This window comes from Mesorhizobium sp. CNPSo 4661 (assembly GCF_057784215.1).
Genome location: NZ_JBWGIO010000002.1, coordinates 252629 through 273328 on the forward strand (window position 1 = coordinate 252629; position 20700 = coordinate 273328).

Here is a 20700-nt window from a genome sequence, read left to right on the forward strand (position 1 = left end):
GCATTTTCGAATATCAACCGCCCAGGACGATGGGCACATGGAGGATGACATGCTGACCAAGACAAAAACAGTGGACGGCGCCGCGATCAAGAAGGCGATCGAAGGCCGCGACGGCAAGCTGCTGTCGAGCTTCTACAATGACGATGCGGTGGTGCGGGTGATCGACCGCAACAACCCGCCGAGCAAGCCGCGCGAAATCCGCGGCCGCGCGGCGATCAGCACGTTCTGGGACGACATCTGCAGCAGGGCGATGACCCACAAGGTCGACACCACCGTCGCCGAGGGCGACAACCTCGCCTTCATGCAGGCCTGCGCCTATCCGGACGGCACAAAAGTGTACTGCGCGGCGATGCTGGAGCTGAAGAACGGTCGGATCGCAAAGCAGACCGTCGTGCAGGCCTGGGACGAATAGTTCAACCGCCGACAATCAACAGCGGCCCGGGCCGCAATCGTGAGGAGAACCAGCATGTTCAGCGCCAGATGGCAGATCGACGCCAAGTTCGGGCACAAGCAGACCGTGCTCGAGCTGTTGAAGAAGTGGGAACGCGAAATCGGCTCACAGGTTGGCCTCGCCGATCTGCAGTTCCAGATCATGACCGGCTCGATCGGCGCGCGCGAGGCGACGGTCGAGTCTCATCATCAGGTCAAGAGCCTGGCCCAGTTGGAGGAGTTCTTCGCCAAGATCGGCAAGATCGATGCGCATGCCAAATGGGGTAAGGAGATCGAGCCCTATGTGGTGTCGGGCACCAGCCTCTGGCAGATCTACCGTATCGTCGAATAGTTTTGATCGTCGAATAGCCGCGGCTGGGCATTGGCGGAGGCTGGCACGATGGATGGGTGGCCGCGACGGCGGCCGCCTTCCACCATGCCGTAGCCGTCGGACGCGGCTAGTCTCCACGGCAGCTACCGGCTGCGCGACCATGGCTCTCCCGGGCCATACCCCGCTGGTCCTTTCGGGCGAAGCGGCGAGCACCGGATTGGTGCAATGTGATCTTCCTGCACCATCCAACGCATCCGCCCGTCGAGGCGGCATAACAAAGCAACAAATGCGTCGCGCCGACGCCGCATGGCGGTGGGCGCAATCAAGGGAGCAAACCGATGACCGACGAAACCCATGCAAAACTGCGTGAAAGCCTGCGCGGAGAGGTGATCCTGCGTGACGATGCCGGCTATGACGAGGCCCGCAAGGTCTACAATGGCATGATCGAAAAGCGCCCGCTGCTGATTGCACGTTGCGCCGATGTCGCCGACGTGATCACCGCCGTGAAATACGCGCGCGCCAACGACCTGCTGATCGCCGTGCGCGGCGGCGGGCACAACGGCGCCGGGCTGGGGATTTGCGACAACGGCCTCGTCATCGACCTGTCGATGATGAAGGGGGTCCATGTGGATCCGAAAACACGCACCGTGAGGGTCGCGCCCGGCTGCACTTCGGGTGACGTGGACCATGCCACTCATCCTTTCGGGCTCGCTGTTCCGGCCGGCATCGTCTCGACCACGGGCGTTGCCGGTCTTACCCTCGGCGGCGGGACGGGCTATCTCACGCGCAGATACGGTCTCACCATCGACAATCTGGTCGAAGCCGATCTGGTGCTGGCCGACGGCAGCGTGGTGACAGCCAGCAAAGTCGAGAACCCCGACCTGTTCTGGGCGCTGCGGGGCGGCGGCGGCAATTTCGGCGTCGTGACGAGCTTCCTGTTCCAGGCCCATCCTGTAAACATGATCTTCGGCGGCCCGGTGTTCTGGGAGGCCAAGGACGCTCCGGCCGTCATGCGCGCCTATCGCGACTATCTGCCGGCGGCACCGGAAGATCTCGGCGCTTTTGTCGGCCTGAAGTCGGTTCCCTCGACCGACCCCTTCCCGCGCGAATATTGGGGCAAGCGCGCCTGCGCCATCATCTCCTGCTACAACGGCACGGAGGAGGACGGGCGCAAGGCCATGGCGCCGCTGCTCGACAATCTGCCGCCGCCGATCTTCAACTGGATGGGCGTGATGCCATTCCCGGCCTTGCAGGCGCTATTCGATCCGCTGCTTCCGAAGGGCCTGCAATGGTATTGGAAGGGCGATTTCGTCAAGTCGCTTCCCGACGAAGCCATCGCCACCCATGTCGCGCAGGCCGCCGAGGCGCCGAGCGAATTGTCGCTAATGCATCTTTACCCGATCGACGGCGCCGTGCGCCGTGTCGGCAAGGACGAGACGGCATGGAACGCGCGCGACGCGACCTGGTCAATGGTCATCGCCGCCATCGATCCCGATCCAGGCAAGGCCGCCGCCCTCACCAAGTGGGCCAAGGACTACTGGGCGAGCATCCACCCCCACAACGGCGAGGGCGGCTACGTCAATTTCATGATGGACGACGAAGGAGAAGCACGCGTGCGGGCGAGCTACGGCGCAAACTATGAGCGGCTGAGCCAGGTGAAGCGCGCTTACGACCCGTCCAACGTCTTCCGGGTCAACCAGAACATCAAGCCAGCCTTGTCGGCGGTGCAGGGCAGGACGGCGGCGTAGCTCATGGGCTGCGGCCCGCCGGTGCGGGGAGTAGCAGTAAGCCGATTTCGGCCGTCAGTTGCGGCGGCCGAAATAGCACGTGTTTTCCTGCGCAATTGCGGACGGAAGACGGCGGCAAAGCCGCCGAACTCAACCCGCGCGCACTTTTCCTGGGACTGCTTTACCCGTGCGCCACCATCACGTGGCGAACGGCGGTGTAATCCTCCAGCGCGTAGAGCGACATGTCCTTGCCGTAGCCGGACTGCTTCAACCCGCCATGCGGCATCTCGTTGGTCAGCATGAAGTGGGTGTTGATCCAGGTGCAGCCATATTGCAGGCGCGCGGCCGTCGCCATGGCGCGCGAGACGTCCTTCGTCCATACCGACGAGGCAAGGCCGTAGTCGCTGTCGTTCGCCCAGTTCACCGCTTCGTCGACATCCGAGAAGCGGGTGACCGAGACGACCGGGCCGAACACCTCGCGGCGCACGATCTCGTCTTCCTGCAGCGCGCCCGCGACGACGGTCGGCTGGTAATAGAAGCCGGAGCCCTCGCCCGGCTTGCCGCCGGTGGTGATCTCGATGTGCTTCAGCTCCGATGCGCGCTCGACGAAGCTCGAGACGCGGTCGCGCTGGCGGCGCGAGATCAAGGGTCCGATCTCGTTCTCGGTGTCGTCCGGCTGGTTGTATCTGATGGTCGAGACGGCGGAAGAGAGGTCGGCGACAAGCTTGTCGTAGACCTTCTTGCCGGCATAGATGCGGCAGGCGGCGGTGCAGTCCTGGCCGGCATTGTAATAGCCGAAGGCGCGCAGGCCATTGACCACAGCGCCGAGGTCGGCATCGTCGAAGACGATGACCGGCGCCTTGCCGCCGAGCTCCAGATGCGTGCGCTTGACCGACTTGGCGGCCGCCTGCAGCACCTTCTTGCCGGTGGCGACGTCGCCGGTGATCGAGATCATGTTGACCTTTGGGTGGTTGATCAGCGTGTTGCCGACGCTGTCGCCACGGCCGAGCACGACGTTGACGACGCCCTCGGGCAACACCTCGGCGAGGATCTTCGCCAGCTTCAGGGCGGTGAGCGGCGTCTGTTCCGACGGCTTGAAGACAACCGTGTTGCCGCCGCCGATCGCCGGCGCCAGCTTCCAGGCCATCATCATCAGCGGATAGTTCCACGGCGCGATCGAGGCGACGATGCCGATCGGATCGCGCCGGACCATCGAGGTGTGGCCCGGAATATATTCGCCCGCCACCTGGCCCGGCATCGAGCGCACCGCGCCGGCGAAGAAACGGTAGCAGTCGACGATCGCCGGGATCTCATCATTGAGCACGGCATTGATCGGCTTGCCGCAGTTCAGCGCCTCGAGCGCGGCGAACTCCTTGGCTTCGGCCTGGATGCGATCGGCGATCTTGAGCAGATATCCCGAACGCTGCGCGGGCGTCGTGCGCGACCAACCGACGAACGCTTGTTCGGCGGCCCTGACGGCCGCCTCGATCTGCGCCGGACTGGCTTCGGGCAGGTTGAGGATCGTCGCGCCGGTCTTCGGATTGAGGATCGGCTCCTCGGTTTCGGTGCCCTTCTCGAATTTCGAGCCGATGAGCATTTGAGTGTCCATGGGGTTTCTCCTTAAGAGAAGTGAATGATGAATAGTGAATGGTGAGTAGTCATTAGTGAGTAGTGACGATCTCCATCGCGCATTTTCTATTCACTATTCACTATTCACTATTCACTACTCACTGCTTTCATTTTCCACTGCCGGCGATCTGGTCGCCGTCGCGGGTCAGGTGATAGGCAAAGAGGATGGGCAGCAGCGTCACCAGCACGACGACCATGGCCACGACATTGGTGACCGGGCGCTGGCGCGGGCGGATCAGTTCCTCCAGCATCCAGATCGGCACGGTCTGCTGCTGGCCGGCGGTGAAGGTGGTAACGATGACCTCGTCGAAGGAGAGCGCGAAGGCGAGCATGCCGCCTGCAAGCAGCGCCGTGGCGATGTTCGGCAGCACGACATGCCTGAACGTCTGGAAGCCGTCGGCGCCGAGGTCCATCGAGGCCTCGATCATCGAGCCGGAGGTGCGGCGGAAACGGGCGACGGCGTTGTTGTAGACGACGACCACGCAGAAGGTGGCGTGACCGAGCACGATCGTCCAGAACGAGAACGGGATATCGGCAAGCGCGAAGGCCGAGCGCAACGCAATGCCGGTGATGATGCCGGGCAGCGCGATCGGCAGGATGACCAGCAGCGAGATAGCCTCGCGACCGAAGAAGCGCGTCTGCGAGACGGCGGCGGCGCAAAGCGTGCCGAGCACCAGCGCGATGGCGGTCGAGATGGCGGCGACACGCACGGAGAGCGAGAGCGCGTCCCAGACGTCCGGCCGGTTCCAGGTGACGGCGAACCATTGCGTGGTAAGCCCCGGCGGCGGCCACACAAAACTCTTCTCTTCCGTCGTGAAGGCATAGACGAAGATCAGGAGGATCGGCAGATGCAGGAAGAGCAGGCCGCAGGCGGCGGCAATCTTCAGGCCGAGCGGAGCGGATTGGCCGCGGTCAGAGCGCATCGAAAGCCCCCATGCGCTTGGCGCCCAAGAGGTAGAAGCCCATGATGACGATGGGCACCACGGTGAAGGCGGCGGCCAAGGGAATGTTGCCGGCGGTGCCCTGCTGCGAATAGACGGCCTGGCCGATGAACAGGCGCGAGGTGCCGATGATCTGCGGGATGATGTAGTCGCCCAATGTCAGCGAGAAGGTGAAGATCGAGCCGGCGACGATGCCTGGCAGCGCCAGCGGGAACAGCACGTTGCGGAAGGTCTGGCCGGGCGAGGCGCCGAGATCGGACGAGGCCTCGACCAGATTGCCGGGCACGCGCTCGAGCGCGGCTTGCACCGGCAGGATCATGAAAGGCAGCCAGACATAGACGAAGACGATGAAGGTGCCGGTGAAGGAGACCGACAGCGAGTTGCCGCCAACGATGGGCAGCGACAGCCAGGCGTCGAGCAGCCACAGAAGGTTCAGCTTGGCGAGCAGCCAGGTGAGGATGCCTTCCTTGGCCAGGATCAGCTTCCAGGCGTAGATCTTGACGAGGTAGCTCGACCATAGCGGCAGCATGACGCCGAGATAGAACAGCGCCTTCCAGCGGCCGCGCGCATAGCGCGCCGCGTAATAGGCGATGGGGAAGGCGACGATCGCGGAGGCCAGCGTGACCAGCGCCGCCATCGTCACCGTGCGCAGGATGATGTCGAGATTGGCGGCCTGGAACAGGTCGCCATAGGTCTTCAGCGTGAACTGGCGATTGATGAGGCCGGAGAACTCGTCGATGGAGAAGAAGCTTTGGGCGAGCAGCGCGAACAGCGAGCCGATGTAGACGATGCCCAGCCACAGCACCGGCGGCAGAAGCATCAGGAGCAGCAGAAGCCTGGGTCGGCGCCAGAAGAGGTCGGAGACCGCGCCGCGCATGCCGCCGCTGCCGGGCAGAATGGCGGGGGTGGGGTTGGATTGGACAGCGGCGATGGTCATGGGGCCACCGCGTGTTGATGGGGATTACCTGAGAGGCCGAGATCCTTCGCCCCCCTCTCTGTCCTGCCGGACATCTCCCCCTCAAGGGGGGAGATCAGCAGTTTCTCGGCCCCGCCCATTCTGCCACGTTGGAGATTGGCGAAACCCGAAGGGACAGCCAATCTCCCCCCTAGAGGGGGAGATGTCCGGCAGGACAGAGGGGGGCGCCTCGCGCAAACCTTCATCATGCCGGCTCGTCCATCAGATGCAGGCTGTCGCGGTTGAAGGTCAGCATGACCGCCCCGCCCTCAGCCGGCAGCGCTGTTCCGGCCGGCACTACCGCATGCAGCCTCAACCCATCGGCATCGAGCGCCAGCCTCGTGGTGGCGCCAAGGTAGTTGGTGCCGACGAGGCGCGCGGCGACGCCGTCGCCGCTGGTTGCGCTTGAAACGCGTATGGATTCCGGGCGCAGGCTTCCCCAGCGATGCTGGCCGGAGTAGCGCTGGACGAAATCCGGCGGCAGCACGTTGGACGAGCCAACGAAATCGGCGACGAAGCGTGTGTTCGGGCGCTGGTAGATGTCTTCCGGCGTGCCGATCTGCATGATCCTGCCGTCATTGAACACGGCGACGCGATCGGCCATGGAAAGCGCCTCGCCCTGGTCGTGGGTGACGAAGACGAAGGTGATGCCGAGCGCCTTCTGCAGAGACTTCAACTCCTCCTGCATGTTCTCGCGCAGCTTGAGGTCAAGCGCGCCGAGTGGCTCGTCGAGCAAAAGCACCTTGGGCTGGTTGACGAGCGCACGGGCAAGCGCGACGCGCTGGCGCTGGCCGCCGGAAAGCTGGCCGGGGCGGCGCACGCCATAGCCCGGCAGGCGCACCAGCGACAGCGCCTCCTCCGCCGCCTTGAGCCGCTCGGCCTTGCCGACACCCTTGACCATCAGGCCGTAGGCGACATTGTCGAGCACGTTCAGATGCGGGAACAGCGCGTAGTCCTGGAAGACGGTGTTGACATTGCGGCGGTAGGGCGGAACGCCTTCGGCGCGCTCGCCGAAGATGGAGATCGAGCCTGCCGTCGGCTGCTCGAAGCCGGCGATCAGCCTGAGGCAGGTCGTCTTGCCGGACCCGGAAGGCCCGAGCATGGCGAAGAACTCGCCCGGCGCGATCTCCAGATCCACGGCGTCGACGGCGCGCACGCTGCCGAAATGGCGCGAGACTTGTTTGAAGGAAACGGCGGAGGTCATGGGTCGATTTGTTTCGTTGCCGGTTTAGAAGGGATGCACGGCGCCCTACCTTCCCCTCGATGGGGGAGGTCGCGGCGAAGCCGCGGGTGGGGGTGATAGCGCGAACCTATCAGACTGCCCCCACCCCGACGCTTTGCGTCGACCCTCCCCCACAAAGGGGGAGGGTAAGAGCGCTAACGCCCGCCGATGACGCCGATATAGTCCGACACCCAGCGGTAATAGGGCACGCACTGGTCGTTCTGGCTGGCGCATTTCGACACCGGCGTCTTCCAGAACTTGATCTTGTCGAAATTCTCGTAGCCGTTGGTCTTGCAGCCTTCGTCGCCGAGCAGCTCGTTGCCCTTGCAGGCGGCGGGCACGACCGGCAGCGAGCCGAACCAGGCCGAGACGTCGCCCTGGACCTTCGGCGACAGCGAATGCTCGAGCCACATATAGGCGCAGTTCGGATGGGCGGCGTCGGCTTCCATCATGGTGGTGTCGGCCCAACCGGTGACGCCCTCTTCCGGCACGGTCGAGGCGACCGGCTTCTTGGCGGCGACCAGCGTGTTGACCTGATAGGGCCAGGAGCCGGAAGCGACCACGCCCTCGTTCTGGAAGTCGTCGACCTGGATCGCAGCGTCATGCCAGTAGCGGCCGACCAGCGTGCGCTGGGTGCGCAGGAGAGCGAGCGCCGCCTTGTACTGGTCCTCGTTGAGCTCGTAGGGGTCCTTGATGCCGAGTTCCGGCTTGTGGAACATCAGATAGTTGGCGGCGTCGGCGATGTGTATCGGGCCGTCATAGGCCTGGACGCGGCCCTTGTTCGATTTGCCGTCGGGCAGCTTCATTTCCTCGAAGACGACATTCCAGCTCTTGGGCGCTTCCTTGAAGACTTCGGTGTTGTACATCAGGATGTTCGGACCCCATTGGTAGGGAACGCCGTAATGCACCTTGTCGACGGTGAACCATGGCGCGTCCTTCAGCCGGTCGTCGACACTCTTCCAGCTCGGGATCAGGTCGGTGTTGATCGGCTGGACGCGCTTGCCGGCGACGAGGCGCAGCGAAGCATCGCCTGAAGCGGTGACCAGATCGAAGCCGCCCTCGTTCATCAGCGAGACCATCTCGTCCGAGGTGTTGGCGGTCTTGACGTTGACCTTGCAGCCGCTCTCCTTCTCGAAAGCCGTCACCCAATCATAGCCCTTGTCGGTCTCGCCGCGCTCGATATAGCCCGGCCAGGCAACGATGTTGACCTCGCCCTCGCCCTTGCCGAGTTCCTTGACCTGGGCGATGGCCTGACCGGAAAAAGTCAGCGCGACAGTCAGCGCCGTGCACGACTTCAGGAATGCATTCATCATCGATCTCCCATTTTGGCGCATGACCCCGAAAACCAGTTCGGTTTTCGGAAAGGATCATGCGCAACCTACAAAGGGTCGGAGCTTCATGCTCCGACGGCAGCGCTCTCAGGACGCGGCTTTGTTCCCTGAGCGAAAAGTGCTGTGAAAAATCCGGTTTCGCAAATTCATTTATCAGAAAGCCGATATCGGTTTTTCCGATGGCAAACCGCTCTTCAAGCCAGCGCCGTCGCCAGCCAGCAGGCGGCATTGAAGCGAGCCTCACCGGCCACCACGAAAGGCGCGAATGCGGCGGGCAAGACCGTGATGATTTTTTCGGCCGTTGCCTGGTCGACCTCGCGGAGCGCGGCGCCTACCGGCCCCAGCCGCGTGGCATATTTCATCAGATTGGCTTCGGTGATCCGGCACTGGACGTCCACCTGCTCGACTTTGATCGATGACCAGCCGCTTGCTTCAAGGATCCGCTTCACCCTGGCGCCGTCGGCAAAGGCAAACTGCCCCGGGGCTTCGGGGTCGGGCGCGGGTGCGGGCGGCAGGAAAGGCGCGGCCGCTCGCGCCGCGGTCGTCATGAAATCATTCTCGACCGGACTGCGCCAAGCGACAAAGGCGAGTTTGCCACCGCGCCTTGCAGCCTGCCTTATGTTGGTGAACGCGGCCACCGGATCCTCGAAGAACATCACACCGAAGCGCGAGACAACAGCATCGAAGTGGCCAGATTCGAACGCATATGCCTGGGCATCACCCACTTCAAAACTTGCGTTTGCCACCTTGTCCGCCCGTGCGCGCTCCGCCGCCAGCGTGACAAGAGGCTGCGAGATGTCGAGCCCGACGCAACGTCCGCCGTCCCCGATTCGGCGCGCCATCGCCAGCGTCGTAGCGCCGGCGCCGCAGCCGATGTCCAGGACATTACTCCCTTCCCCGGGATAGCCGGCATCCACCACCAGGCGCTCGAAGGGCGCCAGTACCCCGTCGAGGATCGGCTGCATCTCGACCCAGGCCTTTCCGCTGGCGTCGTTCCATAGAGCGGCTTGCTGTGTGTTTGGCTGCGCGGATTGCGGCATAACGGACCTCGCTTTCTGTTGCTCGCGCCGATCGTCGCGAGCACTCTACGAGTTCAAGCCGACTTGAGGTCAAGTATGAAAGATATGGACATTGCCGAAGTGTCGCGCCGCACCGGCGTGCCCGCCTCGACACTTCGCTACTACGAGGAGAAGGGCCTCATCGCCTCGATCGGTCGTCGCGGCCTGCGACGCTTGTTCGACCCGGCCGTCCTGGAACGACTCGCCTTGATCGCGCTTGGACGCGCAGGTGGATTCGCGCTGGACGAGATTTCCTCGATGCTGACGCCCGACGGTCTAACGAAAATGGATCGACGGCGGCTGGATGCCAAAGCCGACGAACTGGACCGGTCCGTCCAGCGCCTGACCGCGACGCGAGAGGCTTTGCGGCACGCTGCCCGATGTCCGGCCGCCCGACCCATGGAGTGTCCGACCTTCCGGCGCGCCGTCAGGCTGGCCGGCGCCGGCCGCTTCGAGGTTACTCCGATCGGTCCGTTCAAGGCGGAGGCGGTTCCCGCAACAAGGCGCAAGCGCAAGACTGGCCAGGTCAGCCTGGAGTAGGCCCCATTAACGGCGGACCATACGCTGCGACTGCGCGAGGCCGATGAAATCGCGCGCGGCCTGCGGCAGGCCGGAGCCGCGACGCCAGACCGTGCCGACCTGAACCACCGGCAGCGAGCCGGAAACGTCGCGCGATTCGATGCGGTCGCCTTCCAGCGACCACGGCCGGTAGACGAGGTCGGGCAGCAGCGCCACGCCGGCGCCGGTGGCGACCAGGCTGCGCACCGCTTCCACCGATCGCGTGCGGAAGGCGACATGGGGTCTCGCACCGATCGCCGACAGCAGCTTGCCGGTGTTCTCCTCAATCTCGTCGACAGTGAGCATGATCAGCGGCTCGGACGCGATGTCGCCGATCGAGATGATGTCGGCGCTGGCGAGCCTGTGGCTGAGCGGGATCCATAACCTGTAGGCAGAGACTTCGAGGATTTCCGACTGCAGCGCGGTGCGGTCGCGCAGGTTGGAGGTCACCATGACGGCGATATCGAGCTTGCCGCCGACCAGAAGGTGCTCGAGATAGTCGCCATTGTCCTCGATGGCCGAAACCTCGACGCCCGGATAGGCGCGGCGGTAGCGGGCGAGCAGGTCGGACAGGACATAACCGGCGACCAGCGAAGTGACGCCGAGCTGAAGCCGGCCGCCCGCCGCGGCCTGCTCGCTCGAAAAGGAACGGCGTGCATCGGAGACATCGGCCAGGATCTTGGTCGCGTGGCGCAGGAACTGGTGGCCCTTGTGGGTGATGTTCAACCCGCGCGGATGGCGCTCGAAGAGTTCGACCCCGAGATCGCTCTCCAATTCCTTGATCGCCTCGGTGACCGAGGATTGCGAAATCGACAGGTTCTGCGCGGCGCCCGAGACAGTGCCCTGCTCGGCGACAGCGACGAAGAACTGCAATTGGCGGATGGTGAAAGCCATGGCCGGACTAAACACCGGCGTGCGCGGGAAAGAAAGCCGGCGCAGCCGGCTTGTTCACGCCGGCAATTTCTAGCCCCTCGCGGCTTCGACGCGGCGCCAGTGGGAGCGCAGCGCAATGAGGAACGCGACTTCCAGCGCGAGCACGACGGCCATGATGCGAAACGCCACCGTGGGCAGATCGTGGACGCTGTCGCGCATCGCATAGCCGGCAAGAAGGAAGCCGGCATTCCACAGCATCGCGCCAAGCAAGGTGGCCAAAGCGAAGGGCAAGGCCGGCAGGCGCAGCGCGCCGGCGGCGATCGGCAGATAATTCCGCACCGTCGGCACGAACTGCGCCAGCAGCGAGGCCCGCATGTGGTTGCGGCGGTAGGCGCCGGAGAAACGCAGATAGGTTTCCTGGCGCAGGAACATGTAGCGGCCGAAGCGCCCGACCAGGGCGTCGGCGCGCGCCGGCCCGAGCCGGGCGCCCAGAGCAAACCAGAACAGGCAACCAGCCGTTGAAGCCAGCGTCGTCACCGCCAGCAAGGCGCCGAGCGCCGCAAGATCAGGCGCCCTGGTCATGCCGAGAAAGAGCAGCAGCACATGCGACGGCGGCGCGGGCAGGATCTTTTCGGTGAAAGCGAGGCAGGCGGCGCCGAGCAGGCCTAGCCCCAACACCGCCGACAGGAGATCGGTCATGCGAAGCGCCAGTCATAGGTGTTCAGGCTCTTGATCCTGGAAACGCGATAGACCGTCGCCGGCGGAAAGTTGCGGAAGGTGCCGCCGATCCGAACCGCCTCGAGGTCGAGCCTTTCGAGGACCGACTGATCGAAAGGGCAGCGGCGGCCAAAGGTAAACTGGTAAAGTGCGGCACCCGGCCGAAGACTGGCAAAGACGCCTTCCAGGATCGCGGACGACTTGCGCGGCGATATCAGACGAAACGGCAATCCGCTGACCACCGCGCCGACGACAGGGCCATCGAACAGCGGCAGATGGCGCAGGCCGACCGCATCCATCTCGATGATGCGCGCCGCCGGGAAGCGGCGATTAAGCAGCGAGGCGAAATCCGGATCGGACTCGACCAGTGTCAGGTCGCTCTCGCGGACGCCGCGCTGCAGCAAGGCACGCGTGAAGGGTCCGGTGCCCGGCCCGAGTTCCAGCACCGGACCTGTGTCGGGACCGATCTCGCGCGTCATCAGCGCCGCCAGGCTCGGGCTGGAGGGCGTGACCGAACCCATGCGGAACGGCGCCAGCGTCCAGGCCATCAGGAAAGACAAAGCATCACTTGCAGGCATGTTGACCTCATTGCTTGCGTGGGCGATTCGAGACCGCCCGGCATTCGACGAGGTGCTGTTTGCGGGTAGCGAATTGCATGGACATTGCGCATGGCGGAGCCTCACGAAAGAAAAGGCTGGCGCCGTCGGCGAGAACTGGCGCCATGTTTGCGCAATCTTGGCGCGATAGCCGGCCGGCGATGGATTGTAAGAAGTGGGACTGCAAGAGGTCTTGAATGCGTATCCTGCTGGTCGAGGACGAGCCGGAAATGGTTTCGGCGCTGCGGGCGGCGCTGAAGCGGCACGACATGGTCGTCGACCATGCCGGCTCGCTGCTTGAAGCGGAAGGGTTCGTCGCCGTCGACGGCTACGACGCGATCCTGCTCGACCGGCAACTGCCCGACGGCGACGGGCTGACGCTGGTGCCTAAGCTTCGTGCCGCAAGGAACATGACGCCAGTGCTGATGCTGACGGCCCGGGGCGACACCGGCGACAAGGTCGACGGGCTCGACATGGGCGCCGACGACTACCTGGCCAAGCCCTTCGCCTTCCAGGAATTGCTGGCGCGGCTCAGGGCATTGCTGAGGCGCCCGGCGGCGATCGAGACGCAGACCATCCGCGCAGGCCATCTTTCGCTCGATGTCGGCCATCGCGAGGCCTCGATCCGCGGCGAGCCGCTAACCCTGCCGCGGCGCGAATTGCTGGTGCTGGAGGCGCTGATGCGGCGAACGGGGCGCATGGTGCAGCGCGAGGCCCTGATGGAGGCCGTCTTCGGGCTGGACGACGAGATCCAGTCCAACGCGCTCGATACCCATGTCTCGCGGCTGCGCCGCAAGCTTGCCGAGGCCGATGGCGGAGTCGTCATCAACGGCATTCGCGGCGTCGGCTACCTGCTACGCGAGATCACATGAGTCTCAGCCGGCCGCGTTCGCTGAAATGGAGCCTGGTGCTGCGCATCGCCGTCCTGCAATGCGTGATGCTGACATTGATCATCGCCGGCATCATCGGCGCAATGCTCGCCACCGGCATCATTCCGCACGACTATGAGGACGGCACGATGGACGTGCTGGCGGATGCAGTGGCGCGCGACGCCAATGGCGCGCTGGTGCTGAAGGAAAATTCCGGTCTGGCTAGGCTGCGTTCGGATGTCCCGGACCTCTGGTTCATCATCCGAGACAAGCAAGGGCACCGGCTTCAGGAAGGCACCGTGCCGGTTGCCTACCAGCCTTTCGTCGGGCTGCTGGACAATATCAGCGATGCCCGCATCGACCTTGCGATGGGCGAGGCCGCCCCGCCCGGCGGAAAGATACGCTGGACCGACACCGCGGCCGGCAATGTCCAGATCATGAGCGGCACCAAGGGCGGGCTCTCGCTGCTGCGCGTTCTCGGGCAGGCGCCAGCGCTCTTCATGCAAGGGATCTTGCCGCTGGCCGGGCTGATGGCGCTGGCGACGCTGTTTGCGACTCCCTGGGTGGTGCGCGGCGCGCTTTCCGGCCTCGGGCGCGCGGCCACCGCGGCAGGCCAGATCGACATCGACAAGCGCGGCGTGCAACTGCCGCTGGATGGCGTGCCGAAGGAAGTCGCGCCGCTGGTCGACGCCGTGAACGCGGCGCTGTCCAGACTCGACGCTGGCTATGAGCGGCACAAGCGCTTCCTGACCGACGCCGCGCATGAGCTCAGAACGCCGGTCGCCATTCTCAACACGCGGCTTGCGTCGTTGCCGGCAACGCCGGAGCGCGCCAGGCTGCTGCAGGATGCCGCAAGGCTGTCGACCCTTGCCGACCAGTTGCTCGACCTGCAACGGCTCGACCGCCAGGCCGAGCATTTCGGACCGGTCGACCTCGTCACCCTTGCACGCACCGTCGTGGTCGACCTCGCGCCGATGGCTTTCGCCGCCGGCTACGAAATGTCGTTTGAGCCAGCCAGGGAAAAGCTCATCGTGCGCGGCGACCGCACGGCGATCGAACGCGCCGTGACCAATCTCGTCCAGAATGCGATCGACCACGGCGGCAAGGCCGGCCACATCACCATCCGCATACGCCCGCCCGCGATAATCGAAGTGCTCGACGAAGGCGGCGGTGTGCCGGCATCCGAACGCGAGCGCATCTTCGAGCCCTTCTACCGCTTGCATCCGCAGGACCATGGCGCCGGCCTCGGCCTCAACCTGGTTCGCGACCTGATGCAGCTGCATGGCGGCAAGGTCGAGGTGCTCGACGGCAAGGCGGGCGGCGCCTGTTTCCGGATGATCTTCCCGGCCTGATATCCGGCCGATTGCCTTGGAGTCGAACGGGATTTGACAGCGGAATGATTCGTAACTAACTAAGTTACATGAAACGCAACAGCCGACTGTCCTCGACCCTGCACATCCTCGTCCATATGGCCGATGCGCCCGACCGGGCGCTGACCTCCGAAGAGCTTGCCGGCTTCATCCACACCAACCCGGTGGTGGTGCGCCGCACCATCGCCGGGCTGCGCGAGGCCGGCATCGTCACCTCGTCGCGCGGCCATGGCGGCGGCTGGCAGCTCGGCCGCGCGCCGGACAAGATTTCGCTGGCCGAGATCAGCGCGGCGCTGGGCGAAACGCTTTTGCCGTTCAGCACCGAGCCGGAAAGTCCCGGATGCCTGGTCGAGCAGGCGGTGATCGCCGTGCTCGACGACTTTCGCCTGGAGGCGGAAAGGCTGCTCACTGAGCGGCTCAGCCATATCACGCTGGCCGATCTGACGGCCGACTTCCGCCGCCGTTATGACCTGATTGGAGTATCCAGCCATGCAGTATGATGTGATCATCGTCGGCGGCAGCTTTGCCGGCCTGTCCGCCGCCATGTATGCGGCGCGGGGGCGCCGCAAGGTGCTGGTGATCGATGCCGGACAGCCGCGGAATCGCTTCGCCGAACACTCCCATGGCTTCTTCGGTCAGGACGGGCGGGCGCCGTCGGACATTCTCGACGAGGCCAGGGCACAGCTGCTTGCCTATCCCACCGTCAAGGTGATCGACGGCTGCGCCGAGCGGGCCGCCGTCACGGGCACCGGCTTCGAGGTCGAGATGGACAATGGCGAGGGTTTCGGCGCGACGCGGCTGGTGCTCGCCACCGGCGTCCGGGACATCCTGCCGGACGTCCCCGGACTGGTCGGGCAGTGGGGCAAGACGGTACTGCATTGCCCCTATTGCCACGGTTACGAGGTGGCCGGCGGGCCGCTCGGCGTGCTGGCGACCGGACCGATGTCGCTGCACCAGGCCGAACTGATTTCCGACTGGGGCGACGTCACGCTGTTCGCCGACGGCTTGTTCGAACCGGACGCGGACCAGGCGCGGGCCCTGGAGAAGCGCAACATACGGTTCGAGCCTGACAAGGTGAGCGAAGTGCTGGACGACGGCTCCGACGGCCTGCTCATCAGGTTCGAGGGTAATCGCAGCGCGAGCGTGCGGGCGCTGTTCACCGCGCCGCGCAACGAAATGGCAAGTCCGCTCGCCGAGCAGCTGGGCTGCGCCTTCAACGAAGGCCCGCTCGGCCGGGCGATCGTCGTGGACGACAAACAGCAGACATCGGTGCCAGGTGTGTTCGCAGCCGGCGATGCCGCGCGCATGATGCACAACATCGCCTTCGCGGTGTCCGGCGGTGCGATGGCCGGGGTTGCGGCGCATCAGTCGCTGGTGTTCGGTTAGGGTGTGTTGACATTCAGGTGATGCCGGCCTGCAAATGGCGGCTTCCTGCGCTTCCGGTGCTCACGCACTTAAAAGTACGCTCCGCTCCGGCCTTCGCCGGCCGAAGCCCTCATAAGGGTCTTCGCTCCATGAAGGCTACGGCCGGCGTAGGCCGGTTCTCGGAAGCCGTCATTTTCGTCTCGGCCTGACCCGAATCTCAATACACCTAGTCCGGGCGAGATCAGGCCGTCGCAATGGTCAAACGCGCGCCGGCCTGGCTCAGCGCGGCGGCTATGTCGGGCGGCGGCGACTGGTCGGTGGCGAGCTCGGAAAAGCCGTCGAAGCCGCAGACCCGGACCAGCCCCTGTCGGCCGAACTTGGTATGGTCGGTGACGACCAGCGAACGCTGGCCGCGCGACAGCACCATGCGGGCGAACTCCGCCTCCTCCAGCTCGTAGTCGGTGAGGCCGGCAGAGGCATCGACCGCGCCGATCGAGATCACCGCATGATCGACCGAAAAGCGGCTGACGAACTCGATCGCCGTAATGCCGAAAGCCGCGCCGGAATCGCTGCGCAACTCACCGCCGGCCATATAGACCTTGTTGCCGTTCACCGTCGCCAGGGTGCGGGCAATGTCGGAGGAATTGGTGACCACCGTCAGCCGGCGGTGGCCGAGCAGCTCTCGCGCGAGGAAGGACGTGGTCGTGCCGGTATCGAGCATGATCGCCTCGCCATCGCGGATCGTGGCCGCGACCATCCTGGCGATCAGGCGCTTGGCTTCGGCATTCTCGCGCATGCGCCGCTCGAACGGCGCCTCGCCCACCATCGAGGCAAGGCCCACGGCGCCATGCATCTTCAGCACGGACCCGTCATCGGCGAGCGGCTTGACGTCGCGCCGCACCGTTTCCAGCGAGACGCCGAGACGTTCGGCAAGGCTGGCTATGGTGATCGTGCCCTCCTCGTTGAGGAGCCGCAGGATTTCGCCATGCCGTTTCGAATGGATCATGTGGATGTCCGGGCTTTTGCCCGAATTTAAGGCTTTGACAACGCTTTGAAAGGAGTTGCTTATATTTTCGGGCAAAACACCCAAAAAAGGTCACAGCTTTTGATTGACAGTTCCGCCACACCGGCATGAGAGTGGTTGCAAGTGACAGGCTCGGAACTGCTAACGGGAGGGTGATGGCAGAGCCGCAACCTAGTGACCAGATCGCCTGGAGACAGCCAGGCGAGAGCTTTTATCGAATCCGCGGGGGCGGATGCCGGGATACCATGCCTGGCCAAGGGGCTCGTCGGTGCGGTGCGGGATACCGATCCTGGCGTCTCGCACCGACGAGGCTTTTTTATATTCTCCCATCCTCGCTTTCCGCGCGACCGGCTGAGGCTGGAGCGAAGCCGTGAGCGCCGAAGACCGCATCCGCGCCCTGCCGTGCTGGAACGGCAGCATTGAGATCGAGCCGCTGCCGGGCGGCCTCAGCAACGCCAATTTTGTCGTCATGGATGCAGCCGGGCGGCATGTCGTGCGCTTCGGCCAGGACTTCCCGTTCCACCACGTCTTTCGCGAGCGCGAGGTGATGACGGCGCGGGCGGCGTATGCGGCGGGCTTCGCGCCAGCCGTGCATTATTCCGAGCCCGGCATCCTGGTGACGGAATTTCTCGGCGCCAAGACTTTCCTGGGAGAGGATGTGCGCGCCAATCTCGGCCGCGTGGCGGCGCTGCTGCGCGGCTTTCATCGCGAGATGCCGAACCACGTCTCCGGCGCCGGCTTCATGTTCTGGGTGTTCCACGTCATCCGCGACTATGCGCGCACGCTGGACGAAGGCGGCAGCCGCAAGAAGAGCGAGCTGCCGCGCTATCTGTCCCTGGCCGACGAGCTCGAGCGGGCGCAGAAACTGTTGCCGATCGTCTTCGGTCACAACGATCTTTTGCCGGCCAATATTCTCGACGACGGCAAGCGGCTGTGGCTGATCGACTTCGAATATGCCGGCTTCAACACGGCGATGTTCGACCTCGCCGGGGTCGCGTCCAATGCCGGCATGAGTGACGACGAATCCTTCGCCTTCATGACCGCCTATTTCATGAAGGAGCCGGACGGCGAAATCCGCCGCTCGCATGCCGCCATGCAATGCGCCTCGCTGCTGCGCGAAGCGATGTGGAGCATGGTGTCCGAGCTCTATCTCGACGCGCCCGGTATCGACTATGTCGCCTATACCGAGGAGAACCTCGTCCGGCTCGACGCGGCGCTGGAGAACTACCGGACGAAATACGGGACCAAACCATGACCTTGCCCAGCCATGCAGAAATCGTCGTCATCGGCGGCGGTATCATCGGCTGCTCCACCGCCTATCACCTGGCGCGCGACCACAAGGCGGACGTGGTGCTGCTCGAGCAGGGCAAGCTGACCTCGGGATCGACCTGGCACGCCGCCGGCCTGGTCGGGCAGTTGCGCTCCTCGGCCTCGATCACGCGCGTGCTCAAATATTCGGTCGAGCTCTATAAGGGGCTGCAGGCAGAGACGGGCCTGGCGACCGGTTGGAAGATGACCGGCTGTCTGCGGCTGGCGACCAACGCCGACCGCTGGACCGAGTTCAAGCGGCTGGCGACGACAGCCAAAAGCTTCGGCATGGATATGCAGCTTTTGTCGCCGGCGGAAGTGAAGCGCATGTGGCCGCTGATGGATACCGGCGACCTGGTCGGCGCCTCGTGGCTGCCCACCGACGGGCAGGCAAGCCCCTCCGACATCGCCCAGTCGCTCGCCAAGGGCGCGCGCATGCATGGCGCGAAACTGTTCGAGGACGTGCGCGTCACCGGCTTCACGATGAAGGACGGCCGCATCGCGGCGGTGAAGACTTCGAAAGGCGACATCGCCTGCGACAAGGTGGTGAACTGCGCCGGACAATGGGCAAGGCAGGTCGGCGCGATGGCCGGCATCAACGTGCCGCTGCAGCCGGTCAAGCACCAGTACATCATCACCGAGAAGATCGAGGGGCTGGCTAACGACGCGCCGACGATCCGCGACCCCGACCGCCGCACCTATTTCAAGGAAGAGGTCGGCGGGCTGGTGATGGGCGGCTATGAGCCCAACCCGCAGGCCTGGGCAACCGGGCTTCCCGGGGGCGACGTCCCCAACGACTGGGAATTCCGCCTGTTCGACGACGACTACGATCATTTCGAACAGCATATGACCCAGGCGATCGCGCGCGTTCCGGCCCTGCAGACCGCCGGCGTCAAGCAGATGATCAACGGGTCGGAGAGTTTCACGCCGGACGGCAATTTCATCCTCGGCGTCGCGCCCGAATGCGCCAACATGTTCGTCGGCGCCGGCTTCAACGCCTTCGGCATCGCGTCGGGCGGCGGCGCCGGCTGGGTGCTGGCGCAATGGGTGGTCGACGGCGAGGCGCCTCTCGACCTGTGGGTGGTCGACATAAGGCGTTTTTCAAGCCTGCACCGCGACCGCGACTGGGTCCGCGACCGCACGCTGGAAGCCTATGGCAAGCACTACACGATCGGCTTCCCGCATGAGGAATATCTGACCGGACGGCCGCGCATCGTCTCGCCGCTCTATGAGCGGCTGAAGACGCACCGCGCCGTGTTCGGCTCCAAGCTGGGCTGGGAACGGCCGAACTGGTTCGCGCCGGACGGCACGGCCGCCGAGGACGTCTATTCGATGGGCCGCCAGAACTGGTTCGGCCCGGTCGGCGACGAGCACCGGCATGTGCGCGAGAAGGTCGGCATCTTCGACCAGTCCTCCTTCGCCAAATACGAGCTGACCGGCGCCGACGCGCTGAAGGCGCTCGACTGGATCTGCGCCAACGACGTCAACAAGCCGGTTGGGCGGCTGACCTACACGCAGCTTCTCAACACGCGCGGCGGCATCGAGGCCGACCTCACCGTGTCGCGGCTCGGCGAGGACCGGTTCTACATCGTCACCGGCACCGGCTTCCGCACGCATGACCTGTCCTGGATAAGCGATCATATCGGCTCCGGCCTCGACACGAGGCTGAAGGACGTCACGGAGGAGTACGGCACGCAGTCGCTAATGGGACCCCTCGCCCGCGACGTGCTGGCTGCAGTGACCGATGCCGACGTCTCGAACGCCGCCTTCCCCTTCGGCCATGCGCGTGAAATCCAGATTGCCGGCCATACCGTCAAGGCGTTGCGCGTCACCTATGTCGGCGAGCTCGGCTGGGAACTGCATGTGCCGATCGCCGCCACCGGCGAGGTTTTCGATGCGCTGATGGCGGCGGGCAAGGCGCATGACATTCGCCCGGTCGGCTACCGGGCGCTGGAATCGCTGCGACTGGAGAAAGGCTATCGCGCCTGGGGCTCCGACATCACGCCGAACGACACGCCGCTGGAGGCGGGGCTCGGCTGGGCGGTGAAGCTTCGCAAGAACACCGATTTCGTCGGCCGCAGGGCGCTGGAGACAGCAGCCGGCAAGCCGCCGACGAAACGCTTTGCCGGCTTCACGGTGGACGACCCGGCGATCGTGCTGCTCGGCCGCGAGACGATCCTGCGCAATGGCGAGCCGGTCGGCTACCTCACCAGCGGCGGCTACGGCTACACGGTGGAGAAGAACATCGGCTACGGCTATGTGCGCAACGCCGACGGCATCAGTGACGATTTTCTTGCCTCGGGCGACTATGAGCTGGTGGTGGCGATGGAGCGCGCGCAGGCAAAAATCCATATCGAGCCGATGTATGACCCGGCCGGAGCAAGGATAAAGGCCTGA

At 64.8% G+C, this 20700-nt stretch carries 20 protein-coding genes; 10 read left to right on the forward strand and 10 right to left on the reverse strand.

Going from position 1 to position 20700, the window contains the following annotated elements:
- The first annotated feature begins 49 nt into the window (after positions 1 to 49).
- The 3 genes from AC0YKC_RS03215 to AC0YKC_RS03225 all read left to right on the forward strand — a co-directional run bounded on the left by AC0YKC_RS03215 (position 50) and on the right by AC0YKC_RS03225 (position 2508).
- The gene (locus AC0YKC_RS03215) at positions 50 to 412 is read left to right on the forward strand and encodes a nuclear transport factor 2 family protein (RefSeq protein ID WP_320294389.1); all 363 of its coding nucleotides are present in this window, start codon (positions 50 to 52) and stop codon (positions 410 to 412) included.
- Positions 413 to 466: 54 nt separating this feature from the next.
- On the forward strand, positions 467 to 781 hold the full coding sequence (locus AC0YKC_RS03220; RefSeq protein WP_320294388.1) for a hypothetical protein: 315 nt from the start codon (positions 467 to 469) through the stop codon (positions 779 to 781).
- A 317-nt stretch (positions 782 to 1098) separates the two neighbouring features.
- A complete protein-coding gene (locus AC0YKC_RS03225; RefSeq protein WP_488509980.1) occupies positions 1099 to 2508 on the forward strand; it encodes an FAD-binding oxidoreductase in 1410 nt (469 codons plus the stop codon).
- A gap of 160 nt (positions 2509 to 2668) precedes the next feature.
- Here AC0YKC_RS03225 and AC0YKC_RS03230 read toward each other — a convergent pair whose 3' ends face one another.
- The 6 genes from AC0YKC_RS03230 to AC0YKC_RS03255 all read right to left on the reverse strand — a co-directional run bounded on the left by AC0YKC_RS03230 (position 2669) and on the right by AC0YKC_RS03255 (position 9605).
- A complete protein-coding gene (locus tag AC0YKC_RS03230; protein ID WP_488509982.1) occupies positions 2669 to 4096 on the reverse strand; it encodes a gamma-aminobutyraldehyde dehydrogenase in 1428 nt (475 codons plus the stop codon).
- A 127-nt stretch (positions 4097 to 4223) separates the two neighbouring features.
- Positions 4224 to 5039, reverse strand: a complete 816-nt coding sequence (locus AC0YKC_RS03235; RefSeq protein WP_488509984.1) for an ABC transporter permease — start codon at positions 5037 to 5039, stop codon at positions 4224 to 4226.
- Positions 5029 to 5994: an ABC transporter permease gene (locus tag AC0YKC_RS03240; RefSeq protein ID WP_488509986.1), complete on the reverse strand. Its 966-nt coding sequence runs from the start codon at positions 5992 to 5994 to the stop codon at positions 5029 to 5031. Before AC0YKC_RS03240 ends, AC0YKC_RS03235 begins: the two co-directional genes overlap by 11 nt.
- Positions 5995 to 6217: 223 nt before the next feature.
- Positions 6218 to 7216: an ABC transporter ATP-binding protein gene (locus AC0YKC_RS03245; RefSeq protein ID WP_320294383.1), complete on the reverse strand. Its 999-nt coding sequence runs from the start codon at positions 7214 to 7216 to the stop codon at positions 6218 to 6220.
- Between the two features lie 173 nt (positions 7217 to 7389).
- A complete protein-coding gene (locus AC0YKC_RS03250) occupies positions 7390 to 8544 on the reverse strand; it encodes an ABC transporter substrate-binding protein (RefSeq protein WP_320294474.1) in 1155 nt (384 codons plus the stop codon).
- A 215-nt stretch (positions 8545 to 8759) separates the two neighbouring features.
- Positions 8760 to 9605 (reverse strand): class I SAM-dependent methyltransferase, encoded by an 846-nt coding sequence (locus AC0YKC_RS03255; protein WP_320294382.1) that lies wholly within the window; start codon positions 9603 to 9605, stop codon positions 8760 to 8762.
- Between the two features lie 75 nt (positions 9606 to 9680).
- On the opposite strand from AC0YKC_RS03255, the gene AC0YKC_RS03260 reads away from it, so the two are divergent.
- Complete coding sequence (locus AC0YKC_RS03260) at positions 9681 to 10163, forward strand: helix-turn-helix domain-containing protein (protein ID WP_488509990.1); 483 nt, start codon at positions 9681 to 9683, stop codon at positions 10161 to 10163.
- A 6-nt stretch (positions 10164 to 10169) separates the two neighbouring features.
- On the opposite strand, the gene AC0YKC_RS03265 is transcribed toward AC0YKC_RS03260, so the two are convergent.
- The 3 genes from AC0YKC_RS03265 to AC0YKC_RS03275 form a co-directional block, all read right to left on the reverse strand.
- Positions 10170 to 11075, reverse strand: a complete 906-nt coding sequence (locus AC0YKC_RS03265; RefSeq protein ID WP_320294380.1) for a LysR family transcriptional regulator — start codon at positions 11073 to 11075, stop codon at positions 10170 to 10172.
- 69 nt (positions 11076 to 11144) lie between these two features.
- On the reverse strand, positions 11145 to 11753 hold the full coding sequence (locus tag AC0YKC_RS03270) for a DedA family protein (RefSeq protein WP_434725056.1): 609 nt from the start codon (positions 11751 to 11753) through the stop codon (positions 11145 to 11147).
- Positions 11750 to 12349 carry a class I SAM-dependent methyltransferase gene (locus AC0YKC_RS03275; RefSeq protein ID WP_488509994.1) on the reverse strand — a complete coding sequence of 200 codons (600 nt, stop codon included), beginning with the start codon at positions 12347 to 12349 and terminating at the stop codon, positions 11750 to 11752. The genes AC0YKC_RS03270 and AC0YKC_RS03275 overlap by 4 nt, the downstream gene beginning before the upstream one ends.
- A gap of 215 nt (positions 12350 to 12564) precedes the next feature.
- On the opposite strand from AC0YKC_RS03275, the gene AC0YKC_RS03280 reads away from it, so the two are divergent.
- The 4 genes from AC0YKC_RS03280 (at position 12565) to AC0YKC_RS03295 (ending at position 15992) form a co-directional block, all read left to right on the forward strand.
- The gene (locus tag AC0YKC_RS03280; protein ID WP_488509996.1) at positions 12565 to 13239 is read left to right on the forward strand and encodes a response regulator transcription factor; all 675 of its coding nucleotides are present in this window, start codon (positions 12565 to 12567) and stop codon (positions 13237 to 13239) included.
- The gene (locus tag AC0YKC_RS03285; RefSeq protein ID WP_488509998.1) at positions 13236 to 14588 is read left to right on the forward strand and encodes a sensor histidine kinase; all 1353 of its coding nucleotides are present in this window, start codon (positions 13236 to 13238) and stop codon (positions 14586 to 14588) included. Before AC0YKC_RS03280 ends, AC0YKC_RS03285 begins: the two co-directional genes overlap by 4 nt.
- Positions 14589 to 14656: 68 nt before the next feature.
- Entirely contained in the window at positions 14657 to 15106 is a 450-nt protein-coding gene (locus AC0YKC_RS03290) for an RrF2 family transcriptional regulator (protein ID WP_320294375.1), read from the forward strand.
- A complete protein-coding gene (locus tag AC0YKC_RS03295; protein ID WP_434725053.1) occupies positions 15096 to 15992 on the forward strand; it encodes an NAD(P)/FAD-dependent oxidoreductase in 897 nt (298 codons plus the stop codon). The genes AC0YKC_RS03290 and AC0YKC_RS03295 overlap by 11 nt, the downstream gene beginning before the upstream one ends.
- Before the next feature lie 220 nt (positions 15993 to 16212).
- Here the strand turns inward: AC0YKC_RS03295 and AC0YKC_RS03300 are convergent, their stop codons facing one another.
- On the reverse strand, positions 16213 to 16977 hold the full coding sequence (locus AC0YKC_RS03300) for a DeoR/GlpR family DNA-binding transcription regulator (RefSeq protein ID WP_488510001.1): 765 nt from the start codon (positions 16975 to 16977) through the stop codon (positions 16213 to 16215).
- 388 nt (positions 16978 to 17365) lie between these two features.
- Here AC0YKC_RS03300 and AC0YKC_RS03305 point away from each other — a divergent pair, with 388 nt between their 5' ends.
- Complete coding sequence (locus tag AC0YKC_RS03305; RefSeq protein WP_488510003.1) at positions 17366 to 18250, forward strand: phosphotransferase; 885 nt, start codon at positions 17366 to 17368, stop codon at positions 18248 to 18250.
- Positions 18247 to 20700 carry a GcvT family protein gene (locus tag AC0YKC_RS03310; RefSeq protein ID WP_488510005.1) on the forward strand — a complete coding sequence of 818 codons (2454 nt, stop codon included), beginning with the start codon at positions 18247 to 18249 and terminating at the stop codon, positions 20698 to 20700. The genes AC0YKC_RS03305 and AC0YKC_RS03310 overlap by 4 nt, the downstream gene beginning before the upstream one ends.

What these genes read in the sequence shown, in the direction of transcription:
- AC0YKC_RS03215 (WP_320294389.1), top strand. Translation starts at nt 50, where the DNA reads ATGCTGACCAAGACAAAAACAGTGGACGGCGCCGCGATCAAGAAGGCG.
- AC0YKC_RS03220 (WP_320294388.1), top strand. Translation starts at nt 467, where the DNA reads ATGTTCAGCGCCAGATGGCAGATCGACGCCAAGTTCGGGCACAAGCAG.
- AC0YKC_RS03225 (WP_488509980.1), top strand. Translation starts at nt 1,099, where the DNA reads ATGACCGACGAAACCCATGCAAAACTGCGTGAAAGCCTGCGCGGAGAG.
- AC0YKC_RS03230 (WP_488509982.1), bottom strand. Translation starts at nt 4,096, where the DNA reads ATGGACACTCAAATGCTCATCGGCTCGAAATTCGAGAAGGGCACCGAA.
- AC0YKC_RS03235 (WP_488509984.1), bottom strand. Translation starts at nt 5,039, where the DNA reads ATGCGCTCTGACCGCGGCCAATCCGCTCCGCTCGGCCTGAAGATTGCC.
- AC0YKC_RS03240 (WP_488509986.1), bottom strand. Translation starts at nt 5,994, where the DNA reads ATGACCATCGCCGCTGTCCAATCCAACCCCACCCCCGCCATTCTGCCC.
- AC0YKC_RS03245 (WP_320294383.1), bottom strand. Translation starts at nt 7,216, where the DNA reads ATGACCTCCGCCGTTTCCTTCAAACAAGTCTCGCGCCATTTCGGCAGC.
- AC0YKC_RS03250 (WP_320294474.1), bottom strand. Translation starts at nt 8,544, where the DNA reads ATGAATGCATTCCTGAAGTCGTGCACGGCGCTGACTGTCGCGCTGACT.
- AC0YKC_RS03255 (WP_320294382.1), bottom strand. Translation starts at nt 9,605, where the DNA reads ATGCCGCAATCCGCGCAGCCAAACACACAGCAAGCCGCTCTATGGAAC.
- AC0YKC_RS03260 (WP_488509990.1), top strand. Translation starts at nt 9,681, where the DNA reads ATGAAAGATATGGACATTGCCGAAGTGTCGCGCCGCACCGGCGTGCCC.
- AC0YKC_RS03265 (WP_320294380.1), bottom strand. Translation starts at nt 11,075, where the DNA reads ATGGCTTTCACCATCCGCCAATTGCAGTTCTTCGTCGCTGTCGCCGAG.
- AC0YKC_RS03270 (WP_434725056.1), bottom strand. Translation starts at nt 11,753, where the DNA reads ATGACCGATCTCCTGTCGGCGGTGTTGGGGCTAGGCCTGCTCGGCGCC.
- AC0YKC_RS03275 (WP_488509994.1), bottom strand. Translation starts at nt 12,349, where the DNA reads ATGCCTGCAAGTGATGCTTTGTCTTTCCTGATGGCCTGGACGCTGGCG.
- AC0YKC_RS03280 (WP_488509996.1), top strand. Translation starts at nt 12,565, where the DNA reads ATGCGTATCCTGCTGGTCGAGGACGAGCCGGAAATGGTTTCGGCGCTG.
- AC0YKC_RS03285 (WP_488509998.1), top strand. Translation starts at nt 13,236, where the DNA reads ATGAGTCTCAGCCGGCCGCGTTCGCTGAAATGGAGCCTGGTGCTGCGC.
- AC0YKC_RS03290 (WP_320294375.1), top strand. Translation starts at nt 14,657, where the DNA reads ATGAAACGCAACAGCCGACTGTCCTCGACCCTGCACATCCTCGTCCAT.
- AC0YKC_RS03295 (WP_434725053.1), top strand. Translation starts at nt 15,096, where the DNA reads ATGCAGTATGATGTGATCATCGTCGGCGGCAGCTTTGCCGGCCTGTCC.
- AC0YKC_RS03300 (WP_488510001.1), bottom strand. Translation starts at nt 16,977, where the DNA reads ATGATCCATTCGAAACGGCATGGCGAAATCCTGCGGCTCCTCAACGAG.
- AC0YKC_RS03310 (WP_488510005.1), top strand. Translation starts at nt 18,247, where the DNA reads ATGACCTTGCCCAGCCATGCAGAAATCGTCGTCATCGGCGGCGGTATC.